General features: G+C 65.7%; 24 protein-coding genes, 1 tRNA gene and 1 pseudogene. 10 read left to right on the top strand and 16 right to left on the bottom strand.

Annotated features, from left to right (window positions below; translation table 11 throughout):
- The first annotated feature begins 53 nt into the window (after positions 1-53).
- Together CAPI_RS03555 and CAPI_RS03550 are read left to right on the top strand one after the other, a co-directional pair.
- Positions 54-127, top strand: a tRNA-Ile gene (locus tag CAPI_RS03555).
- 49 nt (positions 128-176) lie between these two features.
- Positions 177-422, top strand: a complete 246-nt coding sequence (locus CAPI_RS03550; protein ID WP_018016667.1) for a hypothetical protein — start codon at positions 177-179, stop codon at positions 420-422.
- Here CAPI_RS03550 and CAPI_RS03545 read toward each other — a convergent pair.
- The 5 genes from CAPI_RS03545 to CAPI_RS03525 all read right to left on the bottom strand — a co-directional run bounded on the left by CAPI_RS03545 (position 419) and on the right by CAPI_RS03525 (position 4870).
- Positions 419-1351: a Ppx/GppA phosphatase family protein gene (locus CAPI_RS03545; protein WP_018016666.1), complete on the bottom strand. Its 933-nt coding sequence runs from the start codon at positions 1349-1351 to the stop codon at positions 419-421. The two genes, CAPI_RS03550 and CAPI_RS03545, sit on opposite strands and share 4 nt — an antisense overlap.
- Positions 1348-1893: a DUF501 domain-containing protein gene (locus CAPI_RS03540; protein ID WP_018016665.1), complete on the bottom strand. Its 546-nt coding sequence runs from the start codon at positions 1891-1893 to the stop codon at positions 1348-1350. The genes CAPI_RS03545 and CAPI_RS03540 overlap by 4 nt, the downstream gene beginning before the upstream one ends.
- A 168-nt stretch (positions 1894-2061) precedes the next feature.
- On the bottom strand, positions 2062-2574 hold the full coding sequence (locus CAPI_RS03535) for an FtsB family cell division protein (RefSeq protein WP_156806751.1): 513 nt from the start codon (positions 2572-2574) through the stop codon (positions 2062-2064).
- Positions 2575-2659: 85 nt separating this feature from the next.
- Positions 2660-3937, bottom strand: a complete 1278-nt coding sequence (eno, locus tag CAPI_RS03530) for a phosphopyruvate hydratase (protein ID WP_018016663.1) — start codon at positions 3935-3937, stop codon at positions 2660-2662.
- Positions 3938-4045: 108 nt separating this feature from the next.
- Positions 4046-4870 (bottom strand): lytic transglycosylase domain-containing protein, encoded by an 825-nt coding sequence (locus CAPI_RS03525; RefSeq protein ID WP_018016662.1) that lies wholly within the window; start codon positions 4868-4870, stop codon positions 4046-4048.
- Positions 4871-5333: 463 nt separating this feature from the next.
- Between CAPI_RS03525 and CAPI_RS03520 the strand changes: the two are divergent.
- Both CAPI_RS03520 and CAPI_RS03515 read left to right on the top strand, forming a co-directional pair.
- Positions 5334-5537 (top strand): annotated as a pseudogene (locus CAPI_RS03520) (3-oxoadipyl-CoA thiolase); the annotation flags it as partial.
- Between the two features lie 130 nt (positions 5538-5667).
- Entirely contained in the window at positions 5668-6087 is a 420-nt protein-coding gene (locus tag CAPI_RS03515; RefSeq protein ID WP_018016660.1) for a hypothetical protein, read from the top strand.
- Here CAPI_RS03515 and CAPI_RS03510 read toward each other — a convergent pair whose 3' ends face one another.
- Together CAPI_RS03510 and CAPI_RS03505 are read right to left on the bottom strand one after the other, a co-directional pair.
- On the bottom strand, positions 6088-6690 hold the full coding sequence (locus tag CAPI_RS03510; protein ID WP_018016659.1) for a MazG nucleotide pyrophosphohydrolase domain-containing protein: 603 nt from the start codon (positions 6688-6690) through the stop codon (positions 6088-6090).
- Positions 6691-6767: 77 nt separating this feature from the next.
- Positions 6768-7532 (bottom strand): SDR family NAD(P)-dependent oxidoreductase, encoded by a 765-nt coding sequence (locus CAPI_RS03505; protein WP_018016658.1) that lies wholly within the window; start codon positions 7530-7532, stop codon positions 6768-6770.
- Between the two features lie 103 nt (positions 7533-7635).
- Here CAPI_RS03505 and CAPI_RS03500 point away from each other — a divergent pair, with 103 nt between their 5' ends.
- A complete protein-coding gene (locus CAPI_RS03500) occupies positions 7636-8262 on the top strand; it encodes an 8-oxoguanine DNA glycosylase OGG fold protein (RefSeq protein ID WP_018016657.1) in 627 nt (208 codons plus the stop codon).
- Between the two features lie 5 nt (positions 8263-8267).
- Here CAPI_RS03500 and dnaG read toward each other — a convergent pair whose 3' ends face one another.
- Positions 8268-10166, bottom strand: coding sequence for a DNA primase (gene dnaG / locus CAPI_RS03495; RefSeq protein ID WP_018016656.1), 1899 nt, complete (start codon positions 10164-10166; stop codon positions 8268-8270).
- Between the two features lie 56 nt (positions 10167-10222).
- On the opposite strand from dnaG, the gene CAPI_RS03490 reads away from it, so the two are divergent.
- Positions 10223-10663 carry a guanyl-specific ribonuclease gene (locus tag CAPI_RS03490; protein WP_018016655.1) on the top strand — a complete coding sequence of 147 codons (441 nt, stop codon included), beginning with the start codon at positions 10223-10225 and terminating at the stop codon, positions 10661-10663.
- Between the two features lie 6 nt (positions 10664-10669).
- On the opposite strand, the gene CAPI_RS03485 is transcribed toward CAPI_RS03490, so the two are convergent.
- Positions 10670-11974, bottom strand: a complete 1305-nt coding sequence (locus CAPI_RS03485) for a deoxyguanosinetriphosphate triphosphohydrolase (RefSeq protein WP_018016654.1) — start codon at positions 11972-11974, stop codon at positions 10670-10672.
- Between the two features lie 50 nt (positions 11975-12024).
- On the opposite strand from CAPI_RS03485, the gene CAPI_RS03480 reads away from it, so the two are divergent.
- Positions 12025-14061: a TPM domain-containing protein gene (locus CAPI_RS03480; protein ID WP_018016653.1), complete on the top strand. Its 2037-nt coding sequence runs from the start codon at positions 12025-12027 to the stop codon at positions 14059-14061.
- Here the strand turns inward: CAPI_RS03480 and CAPI_RS03475 are convergent.
- The 3 genes from CAPI_RS03475 to CAPI_RS03465 are packed head-to-tail and all read right to left on the bottom strand — an operon-like array spanning position 14058 to position 16381.
- Positions 14058-14480, bottom strand: a complete 423-nt coding sequence (locus CAPI_RS03475) for a hypothetical protein (RefSeq protein ID WP_018016652.1) — start codon at positions 14478-14480, stop codon at positions 14058-14060. The two genes, CAPI_RS03480 and CAPI_RS03475, sit on opposite strands and share 4 nt — an antisense overlap.
- Positions 14477-14998 carry a hypothetical protein gene (locus tag CAPI_RS03470; protein WP_018016651.1) on the bottom strand — a complete coding sequence of 174 codons (522 nt, stop codon included), beginning with the start codon at positions 14996-14998 and terminating at the stop codon, positions 14477-14479. The genes CAPI_RS03475 and CAPI_RS03470 overlap by 4 nt, the downstream gene beginning before the upstream one ends.
- A gap of 3 nt (positions 14999-15001) precedes the next feature.
- On the bottom strand, positions 15002-16381 hold the full coding sequence (locus CAPI_RS03465) for a glycine--tRNA ligase (protein WP_018016650.1): 1380 nt from the start codon (positions 16379-16381) through the stop codon (positions 15002-15004).
- Positions 16382-16609: 228 nt separating this feature from the next.
- Here CAPI_RS03465 and CAPI_RS03460 point away from each other — a divergent pair, with 228 nt between their 5' ends.
- Positions 16610-17083 (top strand): ArsR/SmtB family transcription factor, encoded by a 474-nt coding sequence (locus CAPI_RS03460; protein ID WP_018016649.1) that lies wholly within the window; start codon positions 16610-16612, stop codon positions 17081-17083.
- Between the two features lie 9 nt (positions 17084-17092).
- On the top strand, positions 17093-17539 hold the full coding sequence (locus CAPI_RS03455) for a Fur family transcriptional regulator (RefSeq protein ID WP_026157000.1): 447 nt from the start codon (positions 17093-17095) through the stop codon (positions 17537-17539).
- Here the strand turns inward: CAPI_RS03455 and CAPI_RS03450 are convergent.
- From CAPI_RS03450 to era, 3 genes are read right to left on the bottom strand one after another with little or no spacing between them, the layout of a single operon-like run.
- A complete protein-coding gene (locus CAPI_RS03450; RefSeq protein WP_018016647.1) occupies positions 17536-18267 on the bottom strand; it encodes an isoprenyl transferase in 732 nt (243 codons plus the stop codon). The genes CAPI_RS03455 and CAPI_RS03450 overlap by 4 nt on opposite strands.
- Positions 18268-18274: 7 nt before the next feature.
- Positions 18275-18994 (bottom strand): DNA repair protein RecO, encoded by a 720-nt coding sequence (gene recO / locus CAPI_RS03445; protein WP_018016646.1) that lies wholly within the window; start codon positions 18992-18994, stop codon positions 18275-18277.
- A gap of 2 nt (positions 18995-18996) precedes the next feature.
- Positions 18997-19935: a GTPase Era gene (era, locus tag CAPI_RS03440; RefSeq protein WP_018016645.1), complete on the bottom strand. Its 939-nt coding sequence runs from the start codon at positions 19933-19935 to the stop codon at positions 18997-18999.
- Between the two features lie 124 nt (positions 19936-20059).
- Between era and CAPI_RS03435 the strand changes: the two genes are divergently transcribed.
- Complete coding sequence (locus CAPI_RS03435) at positions 20060-21505, top strand: HNH endonuclease signature motif containing protein (RefSeq protein WP_018016644.1); 1446 nt, start codon at positions 20060-20062, stop codon at positions 21503-21505.
- On the opposite strand, the gene pdxY is transcribed toward CAPI_RS03435, so the two are convergent.
- The gene (pdxY, locus tag CAPI_RS03430; protein ID WP_018016643.1) at positions 21502-22365 is read right to left on the bottom strand and encodes a pyridoxal kinase PdxY; all 864 of its coding nucleotides are present in this window, start codon (positions 22363-22365) and stop codon (positions 21502-21504) included. The two genes, CAPI_RS03435 and pdxY, sit on opposite strands and share 4 nt — an antisense overlap.
- Between the last annotated feature and the right edge of the window lie 219 nt (positions 22366-22584).

Here is a 22584-nt window from a genome sequence, read left to right as displayed (position 1 = left end):
CCCCAACTTCCTCTCACTAGACCGGCCAGGTACGCTACCAGTACGAAAGCTCAGGGGCTATAGCTCAGTCGGTTAGAGCCGCGGACTCATAATCCGCTGGTCGCGGGTTCGAGCCCCGCTAGCCCCACTGCGTTCCCCGTGCGACTCGAGCACGGGGCTTCGGTACGATAGTGCGCATGATTCAGTTCGTTGTCGGCGCCGCCGCCGGGTACGTGTTCGGCACGAAAGCCGGCCGGAAGCGCTACCACCAGATCGTCGACGCCACCCGCGCGGTGGCTAACTCCCCCGTTACCCAGCAGGTGGTGCGCTCGAGCCGCAAGGCGATCGCGAACAGGCTCGACCCTGATCCGCGGATGCGCGAAGTGAAGAACCTCCGGCGGGGCCGGAGCAAGGACCAGATCCTCGAGCTCGACGAGGACTAAGTCAGGCTGGCCACGATCCCGTCGAGGATGTCCTTCTCGCTGATCACGATGCTGTGCGCGCCTGCCCTTTCGCGAGCGAGCGCCACGATTTCCTCGACGACAACCGATCCCGCCGCGATCACGTCCGCCCGGCCGGGGTGAACGACGGGGTTAGCGCGGCGCTGCTCGGTGGTCTGCGCACGAAGGGTTGTGGTGGTGGCGAGGAGGTCGTCGACAAGAAGCTCCGACATGTGGATCCGCGCGGGGTCGTAGCTTTCCAGGCGCTGGGTTAGCGCGGAGAGCGTGGTGAAGGTGCCGGCGCAGCCGATAAACGTGCGTACGCCGTCGAAGAGTGGCGCGGCCTCGTTTAGGGCCTCGCGCACGTACGCCCTTGCCTCGTCTGTTTCCGCGGTCGTGGGCGGGTCTGAGCGCATGAACCGCTCCGTTAACCGCACGCACCCCATCCTCGTCGACACGGCCCGCTGGCTAACGACGAACTCCGTCGAGCCCCCGCCTAAATCAATGACGCAGAAGGGCCCGCGCGCTGGGTCCATATCCGCCGTCGCACCGGCGTAGGACAGGGCGGCCTCCTCTTCCCCGCTGATCACGTCGGCGTGCTTGCCCAACTCGACGCGGCCGAGTAACGCGCGCGTCATGCCGTAGAAGTCCTCCTTGTTCGCTGCGTCCCGCATCGCGGAGGTGGCCACCATCCGCACTCGCGTGACGCCCAGTGCCTGCATGGTGTCCACGTAGGCCACGAGGGCAACGCGGGTGCGTTCGATGGCTTCTGGGGCGATCCTGCCTGTCTCGTCGACTCCCTGTCCGAGGCGGACGATAGTGTTCTGCCTGGTCAGCTCCTTGAGGGTGCCGTCCTCGGATAACTCGCAGATAAGCAGGCGGATGGAATTGGTGCCGCAGTCGACCCCGGCGAGGCGAAGGGGAGCATTCATCGCAACCCCTCCCCTGCCTCGTCGAGAGTGATGCCGAGCTCATCGAGGGTGGGCCAATCCGACGGGATCGCCGTGCCGCGAAGCTTGCCGTGCTCCGCCGCCAGCGCCACGGCCTCGGTGCCGAGGCGGAAGTGGCCGGGGCCTTCCGCGAGCGCGTATGCGATGAGCACGTGCAAGCACTTTACGCGCTCGGGCATTCCACCGCCCGAGAAGTCCGTACCCAGGTCCTCGATGGCGTTGCGCTTGGCCAAGTAGTGTTCGTGGGCGTGGCGATAGTCCGCGGCCAGCGCCTCGTCGGTTGCAAGGCGCGACTCCATCCACTTCATCACCTGCGCCACCTCGAGGCGGCTCGCCTCCGCGGTGAGGCGGGGGTCGGTGAGGTAGTAGAGCGTAGGGAACGGGGTGCCGTCGTCGAGCTTGGGTGCCGTTGTTACCACCGCCGGCTGGCCGTCGGGGGTGCGATAGGCGATGGCGAGCACGCCGCGCGGCGGGCGGCCGAGCTGGTGTAGGACGGCGTCGAGGTCTGCTGGGCTGACGGTCATGGTGGCGATGTTACCCGGGGGTGGAGCGTGTCAGAGTGTTGCGATTTTTTCGGCTTCTCGACGGTCTGCTTTGGGTCATTGCCGAGGCCGGCCTTTACCGGCCACTGTCGAGCAGGACAATACCTCTACGAAACGGTCAGGGCACAGCTGTGGCGCGTCCGCTAACCCCTACTCCACTTCCCGCAGGCTGTCCCACATCACCTGGACCCAGGAGCGTGTATCGGGCGCGTCGTCGGCGGTGAAGCTTGAGTCGGTAGTCATGCGGGGGTCGATGACCCGCCATGCGGTTTCGCCTGGCTCGATCATCCCCAGCCGACGCCGCGCCTCCTGCTTGACGTACTCGGGGTCCTGGTACTTCGCAATGTCGCTCTCTAAAGCAGCCTTGCGGTCCTCCAGAGCCGCAATCGAATCGTTCAGGCGGGCGATTTCGCTCCTGCCCTCGTAGTAATTGCGCAGGGGCACCGCGACAGCCAGCAAAACGGCGAGAACCACTGCCATCACGATCGTCAGGCTCACGATGTCACCCTCGAAGGGGACGCGTCGCTTCCGGTTCTTCTTCGCTTCCGCGCGCTCGCGATCGCGCGACGCCACAGGCACCCGCGTTACGGGGCGGCGGGGGCGTCGGTCGGTGCGGCGGCCAGGCTTGCGTTCGGGGCCGGGTTCGGAAGCGAGGGTGCTCATTGTGATTTAGGAGTGTAGCGGCACAGCGTGGCCTGGGAATAACAAACGCCCCCGGGGCGCGGGGGCGTCGCCAAGCAGGAAGGCCCTACTTGCTAAAGCGAGGGAACGCGGAGCGGCCGGCGTACACCGCGGCCTCGCCGAGCTCCTGCTCGATGCGGAGAAGGCGGTTGTACTTGGCCACACGCTCGGAGCGGGCAGGCGCGCCGGTCTTAATCTGGCCGCAGCCGAGGGCGACGGCGAGGTCGGCGATGGTGGTGTCCTCGGTTTCGCCGGAGCGGTGCGACATCATCGTGCGGTAGCCATTGCGGTGGGCGAGGTCAACGGCGTCGAACGTCTCGGTCAGGGTGCCGATCTGGTTGACCTTCACCAGCAGGGCGTTCGCAGCCTTGCGCTCGATGCCCTCCTTGAGGCGGGCCGGGTTGGTGACGAAGAAGTCGTCCCCAACAATCTGCACCTTGTCGCCGATCTCCGCGGTCAGGCGGGTGTAGCCCTCCCAATCGTCCTCGTTGAGCGGATCCTCGATGGACACGATCGGGTACTGCTCGATGAGCTCGGCGTAGACCCTGATCATCTCCTCGGCAGTGTGGCTGCCGCCTTCGAAGTTGTACACGCCATCCTCGTAGAACTCCGAGGAGGCGACATCGAGGGCGAGGGCGACGTCCTCGCCGAGGGAGTAGCCGGACTTCTCGACGGCCTCCACAATCAGGTCCAGAGCTTCCTTCGTCGAACCGACGGAGGGGGCGAAGCCACCCTCGTCACCGAGGCCGGTGGACAGGCCCTTGGCCTTCACCACAGACTTCAGGGCATGGTACACCTCGGCCCCCATGCGCAGGGCCTCCGCGAAGGACTCCGCGCCGATCGGGGCGATCATGAACTCCTGCACGTCGACCCCGGAGTCGGCGTGCGCGCCGCCGTTAACGATGTTCATCATCGGCACCGGGAGCAGGTGCGCGTTCGGGCCGCCGACATAGCGGTAGAGCGGCAGCTCAGCCGACTCAGCAGCAGCCTTAGCGACGGCCATAGATACGCCCAGGATCGCATTCGCGCCGAGGCGATTCTTGTTTTCGGTGCCGTCCAGCTCGATCATGGCTTGGTCGATGAGGCGCTGGTCGTCGGCCTCGAGGCCAGCGATGGCGTCAACGATCTCCTCGTTGACGTTGTCTACTGCCTTGAGGACACCCTTGCCGCCGTAACGCTCGTCGCCGTCGCGCAGCTCGTGGGCCTCGTGCTGGCCGGTGGAGGCGCCGGAGGGGACACCGGCGATGCCGCGCGAGCCGTCGTCGAGGAACACCTCGGCTTCAACTGTGGGGTTGCCACGGGAATCCAGGATCTCGCGGGCAAAAGCATGAATGATGTCAGCCACTGGTTGCTCCTTAAAAAGCACGTCAAGTCCGTTGTGGTTTGCAGCCTCAATTGTTGCAGAACTCGGGCCGCTTCGCCGTGGCCCCAGCTCCGGGCCCTTCTTCCGCGCTTAACGGTGGGCGGGCTGGTTCAGGGCATAATTCGCCGCCGCGTCGCGCACCTTCACCACGTAATCGTTGGAGAGGTTGTAGGAGAAGATGGCGTCTTGCCATCCCTGTGCGGTGGCCAAGTCTCGGCCGTCCGCGCACAACAAGTTTGCGGCCCCGAGAGCTGCGTCGTCGATCTGCTGCGGGTCGGCCTGCCCGTCGCCGTTCGCGTCCCGGCCGTAGCGCTGCCAGGATTCGGGGATGAACTGCATCGGCCCCGCCGCATGGTCGTACTCGGTGTCGCCGTCGATTTGGCCACCATCGGTATCGCGCACCAGCGCAAAACCGTTCGTTCCGTTCAGTGCTGGGCCGATGATGGCCGGTTGGACAAACCCGTTGTCATCCAACGCCGCCGAGTCAAAGGTGCGGCCCGTGTAGGTTCCGTGGCGTGTTTCCACCCAGCCCAGGCCGGCAAGCGTGTTCCAGCTTAACTGACACGCGGGCCACGACTCCGCGGCAATGAGCGCGGCGTTGCCGTAGGCGCGGACGGCTTGCGCGTCGATGCTGGTGGCCTCTGCGATCGGGGCGGCCCACGCGGCCAGGTTGTTCGAGGTGCGGCCGGACGCGTGGACGTCGATACGAGGGGGCTCCTGCCCTGCGGCGGGGGGTACGTCGGTGGGAACCAGCTGCCTGCTCGTGTTCACGATCGGGCTTTTGAAGATCGAAAAGAGCCAACCGGTAAGCGCGACGATGAGCACGATTGCGGTCACAACCCCCACAATCCCGGCACACCCGCAGCCAGCGCGGACGCGGCTGGGTTGGCGATTGTCGTGCCCGTGGTAGGTCATGGTCGCACATGCTAGCAAGGTGCGGTGCGCGCACCTTCCGGCCGTCGGTTGAGTTTGGCGAGGACCCTCGCGACGTGATGGGTACTGTTTGGCGAACCACATGGCGCGCGTCCCGCCCGCCCGAGTGCCCCCCGAGTAGACAGAAAAGAAGGCTTCAAGCCGTGATTAACGACGCATTCCTCGTCTCCGGCCCGCGCACCCCTCGAGCATCCGTCCCGACGATCTCGCCGCCACCGACATCAAGGCCGTCGTGGAAGATTCTGACAACGATCCGTCAGGCATTGACGCGGTCATTTTCGGCAACACACGAACGGAGCGGGGGGAGGACGATCTCCCTAGCGGCGTCGATGGTGCGCGCGGGTGACGCCGACGTCGTCGTTGCCGGCAGAGTCGAGTCGCTGGCGCGCGCTCACCGCGCTAGCGAAGATAAGCTATTCGCCAGCGAGATCATCCCGATCACGGCATCGAGGACTTCCAGGCGATCGAGCTCACCGAGGCCTTCGCCTCACAATCGCTTGGCTGCATCCGCGACCTCAGGGGCGATTGCACTGGGGCACCCGCTCGGTCCCTTCGGCTGTCGAATCACGGTCACGCTTTCAACCGTATGGAGAGGGAGGGCGTCTCGCGCGGCCTTGCCACCTTGTGTGTCGGCGTCGGCGTCGGCTAGGACCAGGCGCTGGCGTTGGCGCTGGAAGCTGTGCATTAACAACATTCTCCCCACGCGCCACAGCAGTAACGGTTATGCTGACCCGTGTCTCCGTGGTAAACCGCATCAAGCAAAGGAACGCTCACACATCATGCGCCGTAGTACCGCCCTCGCCGCCGCCGCGCTCTTCTGCGCCAGCGCAGCCGGCATCGCCCCCGCCCACGCGCAAACCACCACCTTCGAGCTTTTAACGCTCATCAACGGAAACGTCAAGACCGCCGACTGCGGCTTGGTCGGCACCATACTTCGCGGAACCGGCCACGCGACGGACACCACCACCCGCAGCGAACTCGTCACCAACCTGAACAAGGCGGTTGGCAGCGACGTGCAGATCCGCCTCGCCACGGGTGCGACGATCGGCGCCATCGCAGACCGCGCCGTCGAATGCGGTGTGGTCAAAGAAGACCCGACGACCCCCGTCGACCAGGCTATCCGCTTCGCCTCTCAGCTGTCCTCCCAGGCCAACCTGCCCCAGGTGCGCGATCTTTTGCCGGCCCTGACTGTACGTTAACTATTCCCCGCGCTCGCGTCGTTTACCCTCCGCCCAAAAGCGCTCTTGATCCGCGACGGGCACGGGCCCGGTGCTCCCGTCGAAAAGATACGGGGAACGCGAACGCATTTTTTCGACGAAAGACGCGGCGACCCCGTCGAAGTCGAAAGCGCCCCGCTCGCTGGCGATTTCGGCGTGGAAAAGCACCTGCAGCAGGACGTCGCCGAGCTCGCTCCGAAGCTCCGAGTCCGGTGCCGAGCTGCGGACCGCGTCGGCGAATTCGCGGGCTTCCTCCTCCAAGTAAGGAAGCAGCGACTCGTGCGTCATCGCGCGCTCCCACTCGCCCCGCACGCGGGCGGCGTGCATTGTCACCACGGCCTCGCGGACCGCGTCTTCCGCGAGGGAGGGCACGCGGATCACGCTCTCGTTCTCTGCACGTGCGCGATCCTCCGCGTGGCCCGGGTCCATGGTGACGAGCCACGACTCCCCGGACCCGCCTCCAGGAAAATTCCACCTCACGAAAACGGGGACCTCCGGGGTGAACTCCACCGGCCCAGCGACGCGAGCAAGCACGCTCAGTGGAACCATCTCGGGCCAACGGGGATCAAGGAGAAGGATGGCCATGGGCGGTTATTTTAGGCCACGGCCATCCCGGGCTCTGTTTAACCGGGCGTAACCGGGTTAAACAGAGCTTCACCGGCCTAACCGGCTGCCCACCCCGCGTCGACGGGGATCGCCACACCGTTGACGTCCGAGGCCGCGTCCGACAAAAGGAACGCGATGACCTCTGCGAGCTCTTCGGGCTTCGCGTTGCGGATTGCCGTGTTGTGAACCGGGGTGATCGCAGCTAGGCCGGCCTCGGGGCGCAGGGCCGTTTGGTCAACGGAGCTCATGATGTTCGTCTCTACCCCGCCGGGGGCAACCATGTTGCAGCGGATGCCCTCCCGGCCGTAAGTGTAGGCGGTGTTTTTGCTCAACCCCGCCAGCGCGTGCTTGGACGCAGTGTAGGCGGCGCCGGCGGCCGCACCGCGCAGGCTGGCCGCGGAGCCGACGTTGACAATCGCACCGCCCTTCTGTTCGCGCAAAAGCGGCACAACGGCGCGGATGAGCTTAAACGGGGCGGTAACGTTAATGAGTAGGCAGCGCTGCCACGTAGCGTCGTCGGTGTCTGCGGCGCCAGCGAAATCGTCCATGACGCCCGCGTTGTTGACCAAGCCGACGGTGTCACCCAGCTGGCGGGCCACGGAGACGAGCTGCTCAACCACGGTGTCATCGCTGACGTCCCCGACCACGGCGGTCGCGGTTCCCCCCTGCTGCTCGATGAGGTTCACGGTCTCGGCGGCGTTATCCGACAAATCCGCTACGACGACCGCGTCACCGCGCTTAGCCAGGGCGAGCGCCGTGGCCCGACCGATCCCGGACCCGGCGCCAGTCACGATAACTGCACGAACTATCCCATTGGTCATAACTTTCTTAGCCTCCTCAGTAATTGATCATCTCCTTAATATAGTAGTGAAAATTACCTTGCCCGGCAGCCACCGAGCTACCCGCTCGCGCCCGTCTGCCAGAATGGGCGGCGTGAATCAGATCGTTCAGGCCCTGACTATGGCCTCCCCCACCCCGGAGGCCATTCTCGCCGACGCCGTGACCTTTTCTCCCCGCCGCTGGAAGACGGGGTGGCCGCACCACCTGCGCCACGTGCCCCCCTTTCGCGATGACGCCACCGCCACCATCTCCCGCGGCGAGGTATTCCTCTTCGCGGCGGACGCTGTCCAGACTGAGTTTTCCCGCGACGCCGTGATCGATTTCATCGGTGCGGCGTTTGCCTTCGGGGCGGGGAGCAAGCCGCAGGTCCAGCTCAAGCTTCAGCAATTCCTGCGCAACAAGAGCAACGCCGCGGAGCTGCTGCGCACGCTGCGTACCCTGCCGTCGAAGGATCCCGCCCAGCAGGTGGCGGACCTCGAGGCGCTTGGGCTCGACGCGCAGTTCGCCTCGACCCTGGCCTACTTCCTCGCTGGGACGCAAGAGGGGGCGGAACCGAAGCCGGTCATCGTCTCCCCGTCTCACCTGGCCGCGGCGGGCTTGACTGGGGACACTTCCTACGCCGAATACCTCGCAGCGTTGAGCGTCGCGCGCGACGAGTGGGACGCGACCGCCCCGCTCGACGCCGTTGAGTTCGCCCTCAGCCGTTCCTAAGCGCCTCAGGCGCGGAAGGCGCGGTTGTTCAGCTCGCGGCGCGCCTGCTCCAGGGCGACGAGGTCCGAAAACAGCGCATTGTAGGCGCGCTCGTCTTCCGACGGTCGCATCCGCTGCAGCTGCGCCTTGAGCTGGGCAATCTGATCCCCCACTCGGACCTCTTGGAGGCGAGAGAGGACCGAATCGGCGTACTGGCTGACGTCTTCGGCATGAATCGGCTCGACGGCCAGCTCTGAGACGAGGTTGCGCCCCGTCAGGTCCGTCATCGCGCCGGCGACGTCGGCAAGCCACGTGCGAACCGCCCCGGCGTGGGCCGGCCCGGCGGTGCCCGTTCCACCCGCGGTGCTAATCGCGTCGCGGACCTGCCTGTACGCGGGGTGCGTGAACGCGTCGGGGTTAATCCCGTCGAAGTAGTCGCCGGCGTTTTCTGGGTATTGCAGCGCGATCTTGAGCGCCTCGCGCTGCGGCCACAGCACTGGGTCGTCTCGCCGGGGAGCGGGGGCGGAGGCAGCAGGCGCCGCTGCCAAGGGGGCGTCCTGGCGGCCGCCCCGACGCGTCTGGCGTTTGGGCTGGGAGGCCGCGGTGCGGACCTGCTGCAGCACCTCGTCCGGGTTGGGCCAGCCCACCCACCCCGCCAGGCGGCGCGCATACTCGGCTTGCAGCACCTTGTCGGAGATACCGGCCACGACGGGCACGGTGCGTCGTAAAGCTTGCAGCCTGCCCTCCGCCGAGTCCAGGGAGTACTGCGAAAGGAGCGACTCGATGACGAACTCGAACATCGGCTTGCGGCTGGCCACGAGGTCGCGCACGGCGGCGTCCCCCTTGGCTAGGCGCAGGTCGCAGGGGTCCATCCCATCGGGGGCGACCGCGACGAAGGACTGGCCCGTAAACGCCTGGTCTCCCTCGAAGGCGCGCATCGCCGCCTTCTGCCCCGCCTCGTCTCCGTCGAAGGTGTAGATCAGCTCGCCGCGGAAGTAGCTGTCATCGAGCATGAGGCGGCGGATCACGGAGAGGTGGTCGGCGCCGAACGCGGTTCCGCAGGCGGCGACCGCCGTCTTCACCCCCGCGGCGTGCATGGCCATGACGTCGGTGTACCCTTCCACGACCACCGTCTGGTGGTCGGTGGCAATGTGCTTTTTTGCCATATCCAGCCCGAAAAGGACCTTGCTCTTGTGGTAGAGCATCGTGTCCTGGGTGTTCATGTACTTGCCCATCGGGTCGTCGTCGAAAAGTTTACGAGCCCCGAAGCCGATGACGTTGCCCGCGACGTCCTTGATCGGCCACAGCAGGCGGCGCCGAAACTTATCGATGGGCCCCCGCTTGCCCATCGACGTCAGCCCGGCCTCCTGTAGCTCTTCGGCGCTAAAGCCTTTCCTCAGCAGGTGCTTTGTCAGGCTGTCCCAGCCGTCGGGCGCGTACCCGCATTCAAACTCGTAGACAAGTGCCTGATCGAACCCGCGGTTGAGCAGGAACTCGCGGCCCGCGGCGGCGCCGGGTGTCTCCAGCTGCTCCCGGTAGTACTCGTGGGCGGCCTTGTTTGCGGCCAGCAGCCGCGCGCGGGTGCCCGGCTTGACGTCCCGGGCGCCCGTCGTCCCGCCCTGATAGTTGATGTGATAGCCGATCTGTTCCGCAACGGCCTCGACCGCCTCAGGGAAGGAGAGCTGCTCCATCTCCATGAGGAAGGAAAAAACATCGCCGCCCTTGCCCGTGGAGAAGCAGTGGTAATACCCGCGGGCGGGGCGCACGTGGAAGGAGGGCGTCTTTTCGTCCTTGAAGGGGCTCAAGCCCTTTAGCGAATCGTGGCCGGCCGGCTTGAGCTGTACGTATTCGCCGATGATGTCTTCGATGGGGGCGCGTTCTCGGATCGCTTGGATGTCGCTATCCGGAATCCTGCCCCTGGCCATGCGTACATCGTAGCCGGTGGGTCAACTCGCGTCTGCTGTGTGGGACAATGCGGCCCATGGGTCAGTCCAACGGTTTGAACAACCGGTACCTCGGGGTCATTCTCATCGCGCTGGTCGCGCTGCCGCTCGGAGAATTCGGCGCGCGGGTGATCACAACCGACGACTTGTCCGACGCCCAGGTCGGCCCGTCCACGGCCCCTCCAGCGGTGAGCGCGTGCGCCTCGCTTCCCGACGAAGCGTTGTCCACAATCGACCTCGTGGAAAAGGGAGGCCCGTTCCCCTACCCGGTTGAGGACGACACTCGCTTTGGCAACTACGAGGGCATCCTCCCCGCCGAGCCGTCCGGGTACTACCGCGAATACACCGTCTCAACCCCGGGGCTGAGGAGCCGCGGAGAGCGCCGCATTGTCGCGGGTGGCGGTGATGACGGTCAGGTTGACGAGTGGTACTACACCGCCGACCACTACGAGTCCTTCTGCGAGGTGGCGGGGCGCTGATCCGGCCTAGGACATAAACCCCGCAACCCCCGCCGCCTTCTTCGCCGCCCGCTCCAGGCGCGACTCCGTCATTGAGGCGATCTGGTCCACGACCACGCGCTCGCGCTCCGCGTCCGTCTCCGCGGCTTTCCACCACTGCCGGAACATCGTGTCGAGGGTGCCCGGGGCACCGGCGAGCATGTAATCGTACACGCTATAGATACGGTCGCGCTGGCGGTCTTGGCGGCTCAGGTGGGCGGGCATGTCCATGACGTACAGGACGGCGACTGTCTTGAGAAGGCGCACCTCCGCTTCGGCCTCGGCGGGTATGATCAGCCGGCCGAACTGGCGGCCGAGGGCGCCGGAGGGGTTTTCCTCTGAGCGCAGCTGGTCGGGCTGGTTGCAATCCGCGCTGGTGGTGGCTGCGACCACCGCGCCGACATAGCGCCCGACAAGCTCCGAGGTCATCTTCTTCAGGCCCGCCCAGGAAGACAGGGTGTAGTCGAAGTCTGCGGCGTGTGAGATGACGGGGAGGGAACGCAGGCGCGCGGCGGCGTCGATAAGCTCGTCGGCCGTCCCGCCAAAGGCCACCGCGCCCTTTCCTGCGAGCGCCGCGAGCTCCACGATGTCCCACAGGACCTTCAGGGTGATGCGCCCCGAGACGATCCCGTCCTCGACGTCGTGGACGGAGTAGGCGATGTCGTCAGAACAGTCCATCACCTGAGCCTCCATCGGCGGGGCGTCGTCCTCGTGGCCACGGCGCAGCCAGGCCAGGACGTGGGCGTCTTCGTCGTAGGCGCTGTATTTGCGGTTCACCGACCTGTCCGCGTTGGTCCGGGTTCGCGGGTACTTACACGCAGCATCAAGCGCCGCCCGGGTGAGGTTGAGGCCATAGGAATCCTCACCGCTGAAGACCTTCGGCTCGAGGCGGGTGAGGATGCGCAGCGTTTGCGCGTTCCCCTCAAAACCTCCCGCGGCGACCTCGTTAAGGGCGACCTCTCCGTTGTGGCCGTACGGGGGGTGCCCAATGTCGTGGGTTAGTCCCGCCATGTCGCAGAGGTCGGGGTTGAGCCCGAGCGCGTCACCGATGCCGCGGGAAATCTGGGCGACTTCCAGGGAATGCGTGAGGCGAGTGCGGGGCGTATCCCCCTCGCGCGGCCCGACAACCTGGGTCTTGTCCGCCAGCCGGCGCAGCGCCGCGGAGTGCAGGACGCGCGCTCGGTCGCGGGAGAACGCGTCCCGGTTCTCCGCGTTTCCGGCGAGTTGGGAGCCCTTCGGGCCCTCCTGGGTGCGGCGTTCGGCATCGAAGGCGGAGTAAGAGTACACGACCATAGGGTAGAGGCCCCAAGCCGTCGGCGGGGGAACCGACTAGCCTTATCAGCATGACAAAGCGAACTCTTCGCATCCTCGCTGCGACCCCTCTGATCACCGGCGGGCTGTGCGCGGCCAGTTTCGCGCCTGCGGCCCTAGCATTGACCACGGATATCTCCGCCCAGTCGACGACCACGGCCCCGGGCCGCCTCACGGCGCTGGTTACCGACGAAGCAGGAGTGCTAAGCGACGCGGAGAAATCCGAGATTGAGTCCGCGATCCAGGAGGTCACGGCCGCCAAAAACAAGACGGTCCGGGTTGTGTTCCTGGATTCCTTCGGGCCCACCTCCGCTCAGGACTGGGCACAGCGTGCTGTCGATGCCTCCGGACCCAACACCGCGGTGTTGGTCGTCTCCCCCTCTGAGCGTTCCTACGCCGTGGACGGCGGGAGCATGTGGCAGCAGAGCGAAATCGACAAGATGAACGACGCGGCCTACTCGCGCCTCACACAAAATGACTGGTCGGGCGCGGCCCTCGCCGCCGTCGACGCCGCAAAGGGTGGCGGGGACGCGGCGGGCCTGGGATGGGTCGCGGGCGGCGTAGGGATTGCCGCCGTTGCGGGCGGAGGCCTGTGGGCCGCATCGCGCCGCCGTACGAAGAAGTCCGAGCAGGAGCAGTTGGAATCGGCCCGCGCCCTGTCCCCCAGCGACGCCGACAGCTTGAGCAACCTGCCCACCCCCACGCTGGAGCAGTTGGCGAAGGACACGTTGGTCAACACCGACGAATCGATCCGCCAGGGCAAGGAAGAGCTGCAGGTAGCCACCTCGGAGTTCGGGGCAGACCGCGTCCGCCCCTTCACGTCGGCAATGAATGCGGCGACGTCCTCCCTGCAACGGGCCTTCTCCACGCACCAGCAGCTTTACGACGCCATCCCCGAAACCGAGCCGGAAAAGCGCGCGATGCTCATCGACATCGTCGCCTCCTGCGGCAAGGCCAACGAGGCTCTGAAACAGCGCAGTGAGGAGTTCAACTCCCTGCGCAACGTCCTAATCAACGCTGACGATGAAATCGGCAAAATCACCCAGCGAACGGTGGACATCAGGGCTCGCCTCGAACCCGCGCAGTCGCTTCTCGACGCGCTCCGCCAGCGCTACTCCTCCTCGATGCTGCGCTCCATCGCCGACAACGTCGACGTGGCGCATGCCTCCCTCGATGAGGCCGAGAAGCTGCTGACCCAGGCCCGCGAAACCGCCGCCCAGCCTGCAGGCCGCCAGGGTGCCCTGGTGGACCTCATCGCGTCCGCGTCCCACGCCGTCGAGGTCTCCGACACGAACCTTTCCGCCATCGAGAACGCCGAGACGAACATCCGCTCCGCCCACGCGTCGCTACCGGCTCTGATCGAGGAAATCCAGGGCGAGCTGCGCGAGATGGAACAGCTCCGCAGCGCGAGCCGTCAGGGGGCCCAGATCAGCGTCGAAGACCTGGATGCAGTCACCGCGGAGGCGCGGCAGGCCCTGGCCAACATAGGTAACCGGAGCGGGGAGGACCCGCTATCGCTGCACACGGAGCTGACGGACCTCGACTCCCGCATCGACGCCGAGATCGACCGAGCCCGCGGCGCGGCGACCGACCAGCAGCGCCAGCTGACCGTCTTGGACCAGCAGCTGCGGGCGGCGGCGGCGCAGATCCAAAGCGCGGAAGACCTGATCAACTCCCGAGGGCGCCTCATCGGCTCCGAAGCCCGAACCCTCTTGGCCGAGTCCAAGCGGCAGTTCAACGAAGCCCGCAACCGGCGAACGACGGACACCCGGGGCGCCGTGAGCTACGCCCGCGAGGCTGCGGACACTGCTCGCCTCGCAGCGGACGCGGCTAACAACGACATCGACCTGTACCGCTCGCAGCAAACGCAGGCGACCGCGGGGAGCCTCGCCAACGCGGTGATCTGGGGCTCACTCCTCTCGGGCGGTGGCTTTGGCGGCGGTTTCGGGGGCGGCTTCGGTGGCGGCTTCGGTGGCGGCTTCGGTGGCGGTTTTGGGGGAGGCGGCTTCGGTGGCGGTGGCGGGGGATTTTCCGGCGGCGGCCCGGCCGGCCGCGGTGGAATGTTCTAGATCATGGTTCGCCGCGTGGGCGTATCGACAAAGGTCAGCGCCCACGAGATGAACGCGACATCGACCATCACCTCGGCTGAGGGGTCATCCGCGACGAGGACGTCGAGGGTGCCGTCGACGTGTTCCCGGGTGCGCGCGACGACGATCCCCGCGGAATCCACGATGTCACGCCGCTTCCCCACCCCCGTGCGATTGACCGAGTAATCCCGCCCCGCACAGTGCGCGTCGTAGCGCGCGACCGTTAGCCCGCGCTTGTGCACGCGGTAGGTCGACCCGTCAGTCCCGCTCGCCCGGAAATCTACCGGGTTGTCTGAAATCACGCGGAGGGTCTCGGCGCCGACGGTGATCCCTGCCGGTGTAGCTGAGGTGGCCACAGGGGCGTCGATAAGCGAGGTGCCCCTCCACGTGTAGGTACTCATTGGATGAGGGCCACCACGACTACGAAAAGGGAGAGGAAGACGAGGAAGGCGATCAACGCGTTCGAGTTGAGCATCTTCTTCGTCTCCAGCACCTCGCGGGAGATCCAGGCGAGGGCGGCGACGTCCGTGGGCTGCAGATCGGTGTCGCCTTCGAACTCGAGGATCGCCTTGCGCACTCCGTTATGGTCCTGGCTGAACTGGGCAACCTTCTGGCCCGCCGCATCGTCGATGATCCAGTTCTTCGCGGTTTCGGCCACCAGACGGTAGGAGCGGCCCTCGACGTCGACATCGAGGGTCTTGGCCCGCCTGAGGGAATCACGGGTGCGGACGATCTCGACACCGGCGCGCTCGGCAACCGCCCCGGATTCAGGGGAAGCAACCAGATTCCAGGTCTCGCGGTCGCCCTCGGGGCCGACCTCTGCCGTGTCCGCAGTGAAGACCCCGAGGACTTCGGGGCCGGCCTCCGCGAGCAACTTCAAATTGTCCTTGTCGCTTCGATCCCAGCTGACGTAATGCATGTTCTAAGCTCCAATGAGGTGGGCGGCGAGGTAGGCCTCGAGGTCGGCGATCCTCACGCGCTCCTGCTCCATCGTGTCGCGCTCGCGCACGGTCACGGCGCCGTCCTCGAGCGAGTCGAAGTCGTAGGTGATGCAGAACGGGGTCCCGATCTCGTCTTGGCGGCGGTAGCGGCGCCCGATCGCGCCCGAGGTGTCGTAGTCGACGTTCCAGTGCTGGCGCAGCGTGGCTGCAAGCTCCTCCGCCGGGCCCGACAACTCCGGTTTCTTCGACAGCGGGAGCACTGCGGCCTTCACCGGGGCGAGCCGACGGTCGAGCTTGAGCACCACGCGCGTATCGGTGCCGCCCTTCGCGTTCGGGGCCTCCTCCTCCTGGTAGGCGTCAATGAGGAAGGCCATCATGGCTCGGCCGAGGCCGGCAGCGGGCTCGATGCAGTAAGGAATCCAGCGCTCGTTGCTTTCCTGGTCGAAGAAAGAGAGGTCCTCGCCTGAGGCCTCCGAGTGGGTCCGCAGGTCGTAATCAGTGCGGTTCGCCACACCCTCGAGCTCGCCCCAGGTGGAACCCTGGAAGTTGAAGGCGTACTCGATATCGACGGTGCGCTTGGAATAGTGTGACAGCTTCTCCTTCGGGTGCTCGTAGAGGCGCAGGTGCTCCGGGTCGATGCCGAGGTCGACGTACCACTGGTAGCGGGTGTCGATCCACGTCTGGTGCCACTGCTCGTCCTCGCCGGGCTTGACGAAGAACTCCATCTCCATCTGCTCGAACTCACGGGTGCGGAAGATGAAGTTGCCCGGGGTGATCTCGTTGCGGAAGGACTTGCCCATGTTCGCGATGCCGAACGGCGGCTTCATGCGCGCGGACGTCATCACGTTCTTGAAGTTGACGAAGATGCCCTGCGCCGTCTCAGGCCGCAAGTAGTGGAGGCCTTCTTGGTCATCGACCGGACCAAGAAAGGTCTTCAGCAGCCCAGAGAAGGCGCGCGGTTCGGTCCAGGCGCCCGGCTGGCCCGTCTCCGGGTCGTTGATGTCGGCCAAGCCGTTGACCGGCGGGTGGCCGTGCTTTTCCTCATAGGCCTCGATCAGGTGATCGGCGCGGTAGCGCTTGTGCGTGTGGAGGGATTCCACCAGGGGATCCGTAAACACGTCGACGTGGCCGCTGGCCTCCCATACCTGGCGCGGCAGGATTACCGACGTGTCCACGCCGACCGTGTCCCTCCGTGACTGGACCATATGGCGCCACCACTGTCTCTTGATGTTCTCCTTCAGCTCCACACCCAGCGGACCGTAATCCCACGCCGACCTCGTACCACCGTAAATCTCACCCGCCGGGTACACGAGACCCCGGCGTTTGCACAGGTTGACGACGGTATCAATGGTCGAGGCCATAACATCTCCTGACAGAAGTGACGTGAAGGACGTAGGTTCTAGGTACCTAGGCCGTCAGTCTACCGGGTGAGGTAGACCCGCCAGCAGTACCGCCCGTGGCCGCGGCCCCGCCCGTACAGGGAGCGGTGCCGTTTCGAAACTCGGACATACGTATATTGTTCTGTTAATTTAAGACCTCTAGAGAATCTAGAAGAAGGTCTCTGCTAAATAATGAGGAAGGGGAACTCGGTGAGAGAGGAGTACACACCCGACGACGTGCGGCGCATCGCCGACGTGGTGAGTGCCCTCGACTCTCCCCTCCGGTTGCACATCGTCCTCATCCTCAGCACCGGCGACTACGTCGTTCACCAGCTGGTTGACCAGCTGAACAAATCGCAGCCCCTGATTAGCCAGCATCTCCGCGTGCTCAAAAGGGCCGGCCTCGTCTCCTCCACTCGCACCGGCCGCGAGGTCAAATACAACTTGGTCAAGCCGGCTGTTGTCGAGGCCATCCGGTACCTTGCCAGCGTGAGCGACGTGCCACCGAGCGTCGTTGAGCTCGCTTCTCGACGTCCCCCGGTACCGTTGCCTCCCTTTTCCCCGGCAGCGGACCACGGACAGGCGCCCGGCAGCGCCGCCGCGATCATCGACCCGCCGTCCACGACCCGCCCAGAAATAGACCCAGGGGTCAGGCCGAACACGGTGCGCCCCGCTCGGGACTAGAATGCGCCTATGGCCCCACACCGATCGAGCTCTGACGTACCCAAGCTGGGGGTACGGAACACCCGGCAGCGTACCGCAGTGGTCAGTGTCATGAAGGAGATCGACCGGTTCGCCTCTGCCCGTGAAATCTACGGGGAGCTGACAGAGCGCGGAGAAAAAGTCGGTTTGACCACCGTGTACCGCACGCTCCAGTCGCTGTCCGCCATCGAGGCGGTCGACGTCTTGCAGAACGCGGAAGGGGAGGCCCTTTACCGTCACTGCCTCACCGAGACGCACCACCACCACCTCGTCTGCACCATATGCGGCCGCGGCGAGGAGATCGAGGGAGGTCCCATCGAACAGTGGGCGCAGATGGTAGCTCACCGCTACGGCTACGAGCTGATCGGCCACGACGCCGAAATCTACGGCGTGTGCCGGTCGTGCCAGGCGGAGCGGGCCCGAGGGGAAAACGGCTAGTTCGACTCCACGGCGCCACCAAAACGCCGATCCCGCTGGGCGTACTCCAGCACGGCGTCAAACATGTCCTGCTTGGTGAAGTCCGGGAACAGTTTGTGCTGGTAGACCATCTCCGCGTACGCGGACTGCCAGAGGAGGAAATTCGAAGTCCTCTGCTCGCCGCTGGGCCGGAGGAAGAGGTCCACGTCCGGCATGTCGGGGAGATAGAGCCACTGGCTCAGCGTGTCCTCGGTGATGTCGCCCGGACGGACCGATCCCTCCTGGGCGGCGGCGACGAGGCGGCGGGTGGCGTCGACAAGCTCGGCCCTGCCCCCGTAATTGATGCACATGGCGAGGGTGAGGCCGGTGTTATCGCGGGTGAGCTCGGTGGCCTTGTCAATCTCGCGGATGACGCTGCGCCACAAGCGGGGGCGGCGGCCCGCCCAGACGATCCGGACGTTTTTCGCGTGGAGCTCGTCGCGCTGGCGGGCGAGGACGTCGCGCGAAAAACCCATCAGGAAGCGCACCTCATCGGCGTTGCGGCGCCAGTTCTCGGTGGAAAAGGCGTACGCCGAGAGCCACTCCACCGTGCCCATCTCGAGGCACGCATCGACGCACTCCATGAGCACCGCCTCCCCGCGGCGATGCCCCTCCGTCCTCCTCAGACCGCGCTCGGCGGCCCACCGGCCGTTGCCGTCCATTACGAGCGCGATGTGGCGGGGAATGAACTCGGGGGCGAGAAAGGTCATTGGCTTATTATGCCTGCTCCATGATCTTGAGACTGCGCACGGCCGACTCTAGGTGCCACGTCACGTGCGCTACCGCAGCGCGATGGACCTGCTCAACGTGATCGGCGCTCGCGGACTGACCGTTGCTGAGCAGCCACATCGTGTGCAGGGCCTCCGGGTCGATGTCCATGGAACCCGGGGGGCGGCAGTGCGTGCACACCGCGCCGCCGAGGGCGGGGCTGAAGGCGGCATGGGGGCCGGGGCGCTGGCAGTTTGCGCAGTTGAAGAGGCTTAAACCCCAGCCCGAATGCTCGGTCGCGGTGAGAATGAAGGCGTCCAGGACCAAGGTGGGATGGTCGTCCGATTGGAGGCGGGCGAGGGCGGCGGCGGTGGCGTCGAAAAGAAATGTGTCCGGCAGGTCGGCGTAGCTCAGCTTCTCCGCCGTCTCCAGGATTGCGCAGCCGGCGGCGTAGCGGTCGAAGTCGCCGATGATGCGCGAACCGTAATAGGTCACCGTGTCGGCCTCGGTGATCGTGGCGAGGTTGCGGCCCGGGTAGAGCTGCACGTTGATCTCCACGAACGGCTGGATGCGCGAGCCGAACCGGGACCGCGCGCGTCTTACGCCTTTTGCTACCGCTCGGACGACCCCGTGCGTGCGCGTGAGCAGCACGACGACGCGGTCAGCCTCCCCGAAGTCGTAGGTGCGCACGACGAACGCGTGGTCGCGGTAACTGGGTCTGGTGGGCACGTCTAAAAACCGAGCCTGCCCAGGTGCTTGGGGTCCTGCTGCCAGTTCTTCAGCACCTTGATACGCAGGTCGAGGTACACGTTGCGGCCGGTCAGCTGCATGATCTGCTGGCGGGCGCGGTGCACGATCCCGCTCATGCGCCGCCCGGACGGGCCCTCGATGATGCGCTTCTGGCCGGGACGCTCGAGGTAGAGGACCGCGTAGATCATGGTGCGCTCCGGACGCTCCGGATCCGGGTGCATCTCATCGACCTCCACCGCGACCGAGTGGGGCAGCTCCTCGCGCAACCCGCGGAGCGCCTCCTCGCGGATGAGCTCGGAGATGCGCGTCTCCATGTCCTCGTCCGTGGTGTGGCCGAGAGGGTAGAACCGCGGCCCCTCGGGCAGCTGGCCAACCAAAATGTCGATCAGGGTGTCTAACTGGATCTGCTCTGTAGCGGAGACGGGAACGACCTCGCTCTCGCCACCGAGCAGCTGGTGAAGCTCGAGGAGGCGCTCCCCCACCTGGTCTTTTGTCGCCTTGTCCAGCTTGGTCACGATCCCGACAACCGGGGCGTCAGGCTTCGTCACTCTCACGTGGTCGTAGATGAATCGGTCGCCGGGGCCGATCTTCTCGTCGGCGGGGACGGTGAGGCCGATGACGTCGACGTCCGCGAACGTGTCTTTGACCACCTCATTGAGGCGCTCCCCGAGCAGGGTGCGGGGACGGTGGATGCCCGGCGTATCGACGATGACCACCTGAGCGTCCTCCCGGTTGACCACGCCGCGAATCGGATGCCGGGTCGTCTCAGGCTGGTCGGCCATAATGGCGATCTTCTCCCCGACCAGCGCGTTTGTCAGCGTCGACTTCCCTGCGTTAGGCCGCCCGACGAAGCTGACAAACCCCGAGCGGAAGCCCTCAGGGGTGTCCGTGAAATCGCTTAGGCCAGGAAGTTCACTCATGCGTGCCCATTCTACTTGGTGTGGGTTCCCGAGCTTTGCACACCAAAGTGACACTTTCGTACTTGCATTCGATATTTCACCCTGTACAATGGTCTACATAACAGACACCGAGAGGGGGTGGATCATGTCGGACTTGGCTCAGATTGTTCAGACATATTCGGACGCATTAGAGCAGCTCTGTGACGTATTCGCCGACCCCTCCACCCTTTCGCTTGGGGCCGTCCGCGGGGACGTCGAGAAGCTGGAAGCCGCTTCACGCAAGAAGGCTTTTGTCGACGCCGCGTTCGCCCACTTGTGCGTTCGCGAGAACGCGGGGCGTCTCGTCGGGGGCACGTGGGCTAATGATTATCTGGAGAAGGAGCTTGGGCTGTCTGCTGCCGAGGCGCATCGACGCATCAGCAGGGCGAAAGATCTCTTCGGGCCGAAGCCTCCGCCACCTGAGGAGGGTGCGTCGCCACCCCTCTTTCCGGAGGAAGCGGGCGAGTCGAAGGACAACGGGGAGCCCGCTCGCAAGAAGGCGCGCAAGGACTCCCAAGAGGTCTCGGCCGAGAAGCAAGCGATCATCGACCGCGAGCTAAAGCAACTGACCACGCACGCCGCCCATGAGCGCCCCGGCATCTTCTCGCGCGCCATGAAGGAGGCCAAAACTCGTTCCCCCGAGGACCTCCGCCTCACGGTTCGACGGATGGTCGACCGCGCCAACCGGAAACACAAACCCCTCGACAACCCCAACGCGGGTTTTGATAAGCGCGGGATTCACGTCTCGCCAGCCGGCCCGGACGGAACCCGCAAAATGACCGTTACGCTAACCGAGGGCCACTACGCACAGATCAAGGCTCTTATCGACGCCAACAGCGGGCCGGGCTCCAACGTCGACGCCGACTCTTCCGAGGACACCCGTCTCCCCGCCCAGCGCAAGTTCGACCAGCTCTGGCGTATCCTGACGCAGTACGAACACGGGCGGCAGGCGAAGAACCGCGGCGCGGCATCGATCGTTGTTTCGATCACTCTCGACGACCTTGCCAACGCCGACTGGACCACGAAGTTCCCCACGAACACCGGCGTCGAACTCACCTGCTTTGATCTCGTCCGCCTCGGCCTCGGCGGGACCGCCGACTTCGTGCTCCAGATCGACCGCGCGACCGGCGTGCCCCTCTCGCTCGGACGCACCAGGCTGGCCAGCGTCGAGCAGCGAATCGTCGCTCTCGCGGTTCAAGGCGTCTGCGCGTGGGCCGGGTGCACCGTCCCGACCTCGGAAACAGAGATGCACCACATCGTGTCCTGGCTGCGGGGAGGGACCACGGACACCCCCAACCTCACCGCGCTCTGCCGCCGCCACCACCGCTGGAACAACGACGCCCGAGACGGAAGCTGCGGGCGGTCCCACGTGGACCGGGACCCCGAGACAGGCAGAGTAGGGGTGGTGGCCCCGGACGGGGGCATCGAATTCAACGAGACCAGCGGGTTCCACACATCCGCCTGGTCGCGGCTGCGCGACCAAGGCCGGATCATGCGACCGGGCCATCCGCCCGACCCGCTCGTCTTCCCCGCCGAAGCGGCGCCCCCCTAAATCCGCTCGACCTTAAACTGCAGGGCCGGGTGAGCGTAGTGCTCCTGCGACTCCACGAGGAGCAACTCCTCCGAGCCCGCCTCAAATGTCTGCTCGAGCAGCCCGAACACCGACGACGCCGTCGTGGCCAGCGAGGCCGCGGCGTCGCCGGTGCTGACGTAATGGCCGGTGAAGAGGGCCGCCGCAACGTCACCGGAGCCATTGCGTTTAAACGGCAAGCGCGGAGTCTGAACAATGTACGTACCCGAATCGTCCGCCACCACCATCTCGATGCTGTGCTCCGGATCGGCCTCGGGGCGCTTCACCGACGTCACCAGCACCGTGCGGGGCCCCATTTCGCGCGCGGCCTCAACCGCCGCCAGAGTCGAATCCAGGTCGGTCGCCTCCATCTCCGTGAGGTAACCTAGCTCGAACTGATTCGGGGTGATGATGTCCGCGACCGGCACCACCTTGTCCCGCAGCAGCGGGGGAATGTTCTCCGAGACGAAACACCCCGAGTTCGCGTTGCCCATCACCGGGTCGCACGCGTAGACGGCGTTGGGGTTTTCCTGCTTCACACGAGCCACCGCATCCACGATCACACCCGCAATGTCATCTCCACCCTGGTACCCCGAGAGCACGGCGTCTACCCGCGACAAGGCGCCCCGGTCGCCGATACCCTCGATGACCGCGGCGACGTCGGAAGCCGGGATCATGGGCCCGCGCCATTGCCCGTAGCCGGTGTGGTTGGAGTAGTTGACGGTGTAAACCGGCCAGACCTCGTGGCCGAGGCGCTGCAAGGGGAAGACCGCCGCGGAATTACCGACGTGCCCGAACGCGACCGCCGATTGGATGGAAAGGATTGTGCTCATGCCCACCATTGTGCCCCCACCCCAGTCGAGCACCCAGCACCGGATGGCCCTGAATGGCGACAAATATAACCTAACGCCGCCATAGGAAGCCAGACTAAAAAGCGCGTCCGGATCAGCCACCACCAAGCCCGGCCCCTACAAACCTGCACCCGGCGGTCAACGTCATCGGCCTCGCCTCGCCGAGCAGGTGGCGGTGCAGCGTCGCTGGATCCACCCGATAGCAGCGGA

The sequence above is a fragment of the Corynebacterium capitovis DSM 44611 genome (genome assembly GCF_030440535.1).
Taxonomy (GTDB): Bacteria; Actinomycetota; Actinomycetes; order Mycobacteriales; family Mycobacteriaceae; genus Corynebacterium; species Corynebacterium capitovis.
This window is presented reverse-complemented; position numbering and strand designations above follow the sequence as displayed.